This window comes from Anaerosporobacter sp., from assembly GCF_965301125.1.
Genome location: NZ_CBDLAM010000053.1, coordinates 1 through 5,583, shown reverse-complemented (window position 1 = coordinate 5,583; position 5,583 = coordinate 1). Strand labels below are relative to the sequence as shown.

The 5,583-nt window shown below is 33.5% G+C and carries 4 protein-coding genes; all 4 read left to right on the top strand.

What is annotated here, in order from left to right:
* Positions 1-593: 593 nt before the first annotated feature.
* The 4 genes from ruvA (at position 594) to ACW2QF_RS07950 (ending at position 5,503) form a co-directional block, all read left to right on the top strand.
* A complete protein-coding gene (gene ruvA, locus ACW2QF_RS07965) occupies positions 594-1,211 on the top strand; it encodes a Holliday junction branch migration protein RuvA (RefSeq protein WP_455715469.1) in 618 nt (205 codons plus the stop codon).
* 70 nt (positions 1,212-1,281) lie between these two features.
* Positions 1,282-2,283 (top strand): Holliday junction branch migration DNA helicase RuvB, encoded by a 1,002-nt coding sequence (gene ruvB, locus ACW2QF_RS07960; protein ID WP_455715468.1) that lies wholly within the window; start codon positions 1,282-1,284, stop codon positions 2,281-2,283.
* Positions 2,284-2,384: 101 nt separating this feature from the next.
* Positions 2,385-2,795, top strand: coding sequence for a cell division protein ZapA (gene zapA / locus ACW2QF_RS07955; RefSeq protein ID WP_455715467.1), 411 nt, complete (start codon positions 2,385-2,387; stop codon positions 2,793-2,795).
* Positions 2,796-2,998: 203 nt separating this feature from the next.
* Positions 2,999-5,503, top strand: a complete 2,505-nt coding sequence (locus ACW2QF_RS07950) for a DUF3656 domain-containing U32 family peptidase (protein ID WP_455715466.1) — start codon at positions 2,999-3,001, stop codon at positions 5,501-5,503.
* Positions 5,504-5,583 lie beyond the last annotated feature (80 nt).

Sequence of the window (5,583 nt, the reverse complement as noted above, 5' to 3'; positions counted from 1 at the left end):
GACATATGGTTCCCTCCTATTCAAACGAAATTTCTAATAAGGTCCATTAAAGATTTCTCTAATGGATTATATAAGAAAATAGTCATAACGTCTATAGGAATATATCAAATTTTGTGATAAATTTTAAAAATAAGTCCCATTATGCATGAATAGCACGAATTTGCAAGGGATTCAAATTCGTGCTATCTGCGTAGGAGAGGTTTACGGCGAACATATTGATTGCTATATCTATAGCAATCACTTCGGACAAGTTGTTCGCACATAAGGGTGTTATGTAGAATTTCGTAATATACCCTAAGCCTGTGCAGTAGCTTTATAGGGACTATTACAATAAACTCTTAACAATTGAGTGGTTAGCAATACCATGTTCAACTGTCTAAAATTATTATAGTAAAACGATCGGAATTTGAAAATAGTTTGCCAATTTCCTTAGCGCCATTTTAACGAATATATTTATCGAACAAATATTCGAGAAAATTCTATAGTATCTTGATTTTAGAGACATGAATCGGTATAATATCAATATAATAAATGCTTGATTTTCGCATTATGGCGTCAATTTAAGTTTAACGGTATAAGAAAGGGTTAACAAAATGATATCATTTATAAAGGGTGAATTAGATAGTATATATGAAGATGGAATCGTTGTTGAGAATGGCGGAATAGGTTATGATATTAAAGTTCCGTTATCTGTCATGAACGAATTACCATCAACAGGAGAAGAGGTCAAAATCTATACTTATCTTTATGTGAGAGAAGATATTTTAAGTCTGTATGGATTTTTATCAAGAGATGATTTACAAGTATTCAAGCTGCTTATAACGGTAAATGGTATTGGACCTAAAGGTGCACTTGGAATCTTGTCTACAATTTCACCAGATGATTTAAGATTTGCAGTTCTTGCTGATGATGCGAAAGCAATTGCCAAAGCTCCTGGTATTGGTGCCAAAACTGCAAGTAAATTAATATTAGAATTAAAGGATAAGTTAAAGTTAGAAGATGCTTTCGAACAGAAATTATCTAAAACTTCTATGGATACAGCCAGTGGGACTTCTGATACAAATGCAAAAAACGAAGCTATACAAGCACTAGTTGCACTAGGTTATACGAATACTGAAGCGTTGAAAGCTGTTAGAGGAATTGACATAACACCAGATATGGATACAGAAGATATTTTAAAATTAAGTTTAAAGAAGATATCGTTATTATAGCTCATCGAGGCTTTTGTGGGTATCAGGTTCATAATGGAATATTGGGTAATATAACTTTCGGAGGCTAAGCATGGAAAAACGAATTATATCAACAGAATTAATGGAAGAAGACTATAAGATTGAGAATAGTCTTAGACCTAAATTATTAAAGGATTACATCGGGCAAAAGAAGGCAAAGGATAATCTAAAAGTTTATATCGAAGCAGCAAAACAACGAGGGGAAGCTCTAGATCATGTCTTGTTTTATGGACCGCCAGGTCTTGGTAAGACAACCCTAGCAGGTATCATAGCCAATGAAATGGATGTAAATCTCAAAGTCACATCAGGCCCAGCTATTGAAAAACCAGGTGAGATGGCAGCAATTTTGAATAATCTACAGGAAGGAGATTTACTGTTTGTTGATGAGATACATCGGTTGAATCGACAAGTAGAAGAAGTACTATATCCTGCAATGGAAGACTACGCAATTGATATAATAATTGGAAAAGGAGCTTCTGCTAGATCAATTAGGTTGGATTTACCGAAGTTTACTCTTGTAGGTGCAACGACAAGAGCGGGGATGTTAACAGCACCATTACGTGATCGTTTTGGTGTAGTACACCGATTAGAGTTTTACACCAACGAAGAATTAAAGACAATAATTATGCGATCTGCAGGTGTCTTTAAAGTCGAAATTGACGAAGATGGTGCAATGGAGATGGCAAGACGTTCTAGAGGAACTCCAAGACTTGCCAATCGTCTATTGAAAAGAGTTAGGGACTTTGCACAAGTGAAATACGATGGTAAGATTACTAAAGAAGTAGCCAATTTTGCACTAGATTTACTTGAAGTAGATAAATTAGGTCTAGATCATATCGATCGCGAAATCCTACTTACTATGATAGATAAATTTACGGGTGGTCCTGTAGGTCTTGATACCATTGCCGCCGCAATTGGTGAAGACTCTGGAACAATCGAAGATGTATATGAACCGTATTTGATTCAAAATGGTTTGATTGTGCGTACTCCTAGAGGTAGAATGGTGACTGATTTATGTTATAGGCACTTTGGCTTAGAACAAAATCAGAAATAACTTGTCATTTTATAAAGAAAATACTATAATTGAGGTAGATTGTAATATTGTTGAGTAAAATGACACGGATGCGTGTTTAGAACATCTAAGGGGCGGATTACATGAATACGATGAATGATGTAGAAGTTATTATTAATAATAAAAGATACACATTAAGTGGTTACGAGAGCGGAGATTATCTACAAAAGATAGCTTCTTATATTAATACAAAACACACAGAATTCAAGTTGATGGAAAATTTCAACAAACTTGATGTGGACATGCGTAATATCTTAATGCAAATAAATATTGCCGATGACTATTTTAAAGCAGTGAATCAAGTCAACGAGATGGACCAAGAAGCTGATATGAGAGGCAATGAGCTATTTGATCTAAAACACGAAGTAATCGCAGCGCAAACAAAACTGGAAGCGTTACAAAAAGAATATGGAAAGCTTCAAAACGAATATAATGAAGCTCAAAAGATAATAATTAAATTACAGACTGAATTAGAAGATAGCAAGATGAAGTAAAGAATGTGAAATTAGGTATAGATTAGAAAGCGCACGAAAGAAGCAAGCTGTGTATAGTTATTCTTGCACAGTTGCCCTATGTGTGCTTTTTTATGTAATATGAATGTTAAAATATATTAGGCGTTTTAAACTCATGGAATGTCAAATGCCATACGAAAGAGTTTTATATACAATATGTAAATATAGATAGGAAAGGAAAAATTATGAGAAAGATAGAAATACTTGCACCAGCAGGTTCTTATGAAAGTTTGAAAGCCGCGGTAACAGCTTCTTGTGATGCTGTATATATTGGAGGAAATTTGTTCGGTGCAAGAGCGTATGCAAATAATCTGGATGAAGACAGAATGATAGAAGCTATTGATTATGCGCATATTCATAATAAAGCCCTTTATCTTACTGTGAATACTTTGTTGAAAGAAGAGGAACTTAAGTCACAGTTATATAATTATATAGCAAAATATTATGAACATGGTTTAGATGCAGCAATCGTTCAAGATTTGGGAGTTTTGCATTTCCTACACCGTAATTTTCCGGATTTACCATTACACGCTAGTACACAGATGACACTAACGATGGCTGAAGGTGCTAACTTGCTAAAAGATTATGGAGTGAATAGATTGGTAACTTCACGTGAACTTAGTTTACAAGAAATTAAGAATATTCGTGAAAACACGGATCTTGAGATCGAATCTTTCGTACATGGGGCGTTATGTTACTGTTATTCAGGACAGTGCCTAATGAGCAGTATGATTGGTGGCAGAAGTGGTAACCGTGGACGTTGTGCACAACCATGTCGTATGCCATATGATTTATATTATAATGGTAAGAAATTAACTAACGAAAAAGATTCGTATCTTCTAAGTCCAAAGGATATATGTACGTTATCAATTATTCCTGATTTAGTTGATGCAGGGATTGACTCATTTAAGATAGAAGGACGTATGAAACGTCCAGAATATACAGCCTTGGCTGCACATCTGTATCGTAAATATGTTGACTTGTATCAAAAATTAGGACGCAAGGAATATACCTCTTATATGGAGAAGCATGCTGATGATTTAAAGCGCGATGAAAAAGACTTGATGGATTTGTATAATCGTGGTAATTTTACTAAAGGATATTATGTATGTCATAATGGCAAAGATATGATGGCATTAACTAGACCAAATCATAATGGTGTATTAGTTGGAGAAGTTGTTAATGTTAAAGGTAATAATGCAGGAATTAAGTTATCAGAAGATGTTCATGCTCAAGATTTACTTGAGATTCGAAAAAGTCTTACAAATCCTAAAGCAAAAGATAGTTATGAATTTACTCTGAAGGATGGCGCTCAGAAGGGCACTGTAATTCGTACGAACTTCTTTGCTAAAACACCAATTTATGTTGGACAAGAAGTGTATCGCATTAAGAATCAGGAATTATTAGATACTATTAATAAAGAGTTTATGGATACGGAAAGAAGAGAAGAGGTATATGGTAAGTTCGTAGCTAAACGTAATTTACCGTTACAATTAACTCTTTGCTATACAGACATACACGGAGAACATTGTATAACAGCATACGGTGAAGAACCAATGGAGGCTCAGAAACAAAGTGCGACAAATGAACAGATAACAAAGCAACTGAATAAGATGAATACCACAGCGTTTTATCTAAAGGAATTATCCATTGAACTAGAGGAACAGTTGTTTATACCAAATGGACAGTTGAATGAACTACGTCGTGAAGCGGTAACATTATTAACAGAAGATATCCTTAGCAGATATAGAAGAAATGTTTCTGGTATGCATGAGGTTATAAGTAAGACATATGAGAAACCTAATAATCGAGATAAAACTATGGAGATTTGTGTTCACCTTGAAGATACAAAATTAATAGATACAGTAATCTCTTATCCTGAAATTGAGGCAATATATCTGAATTGTGATGAGGTTGGTAAAAGCAATATGATTGCAACGGCCAAGAAAGTGAAATCCCAAGGAATTAAATTTTATATGGTATTACCTGCAATCTTTCGTAAAGATACGAAAGATCAGTTTGAATCATACTTAACGAATGATTTAGTAGAATCCTTAGATGGTATTATTATTAAAAACTTAGAAGAATATGCATTCTTAAAAGAAAAGAATATTGTAAGTTTTGATGAAAACAATGAGGCAATGGAAATTATATTAGATTCCAATCTTTATACTTTGAATGAAGAATCAAAGGCATTCTGGAGAGAACAAGGTGTTTCTCATTTTACAACTTCATTAGAGCTAAATTATAAGGAATTATTAGGACTTGATTTAGAAGATGCTGATATGATTGTCTATGGACATGTAACCGTAATGGTATCTGCACAATGTTTACGTAATAGTACGATTGGCTGTATTAAGCATACAGGAAACGATGGATTACGAGAAGATGAAAATCCATATTATGAGATGAAAGATACGAAACAAAATAATTTCTATGTTCGAAAGCATTGTAGATATTGTTATAATACTATATATAATGGTTCTGCATTACATTTATTAAATCAATTAGATGAAATTAGAAAACTAAAACCTAAAAGAATTCGATTAGATTTTACTATGGAGAATGTTAATGAAGTGAAGGCGGTACTTTCTGACTGTATTAATTTATGTAAGAAACATGATGGAACAAGGGTAAGTACTTCAAATGGAAAATATACTAAGGGACATTATAATCGTGGAATAGAGTAGGTGATCAGATGGAGAATTTAGTAATAGAATTGTTTTTTTTTTTTTTTATTTTGTTATTGGATATCTACACTCTATATTGT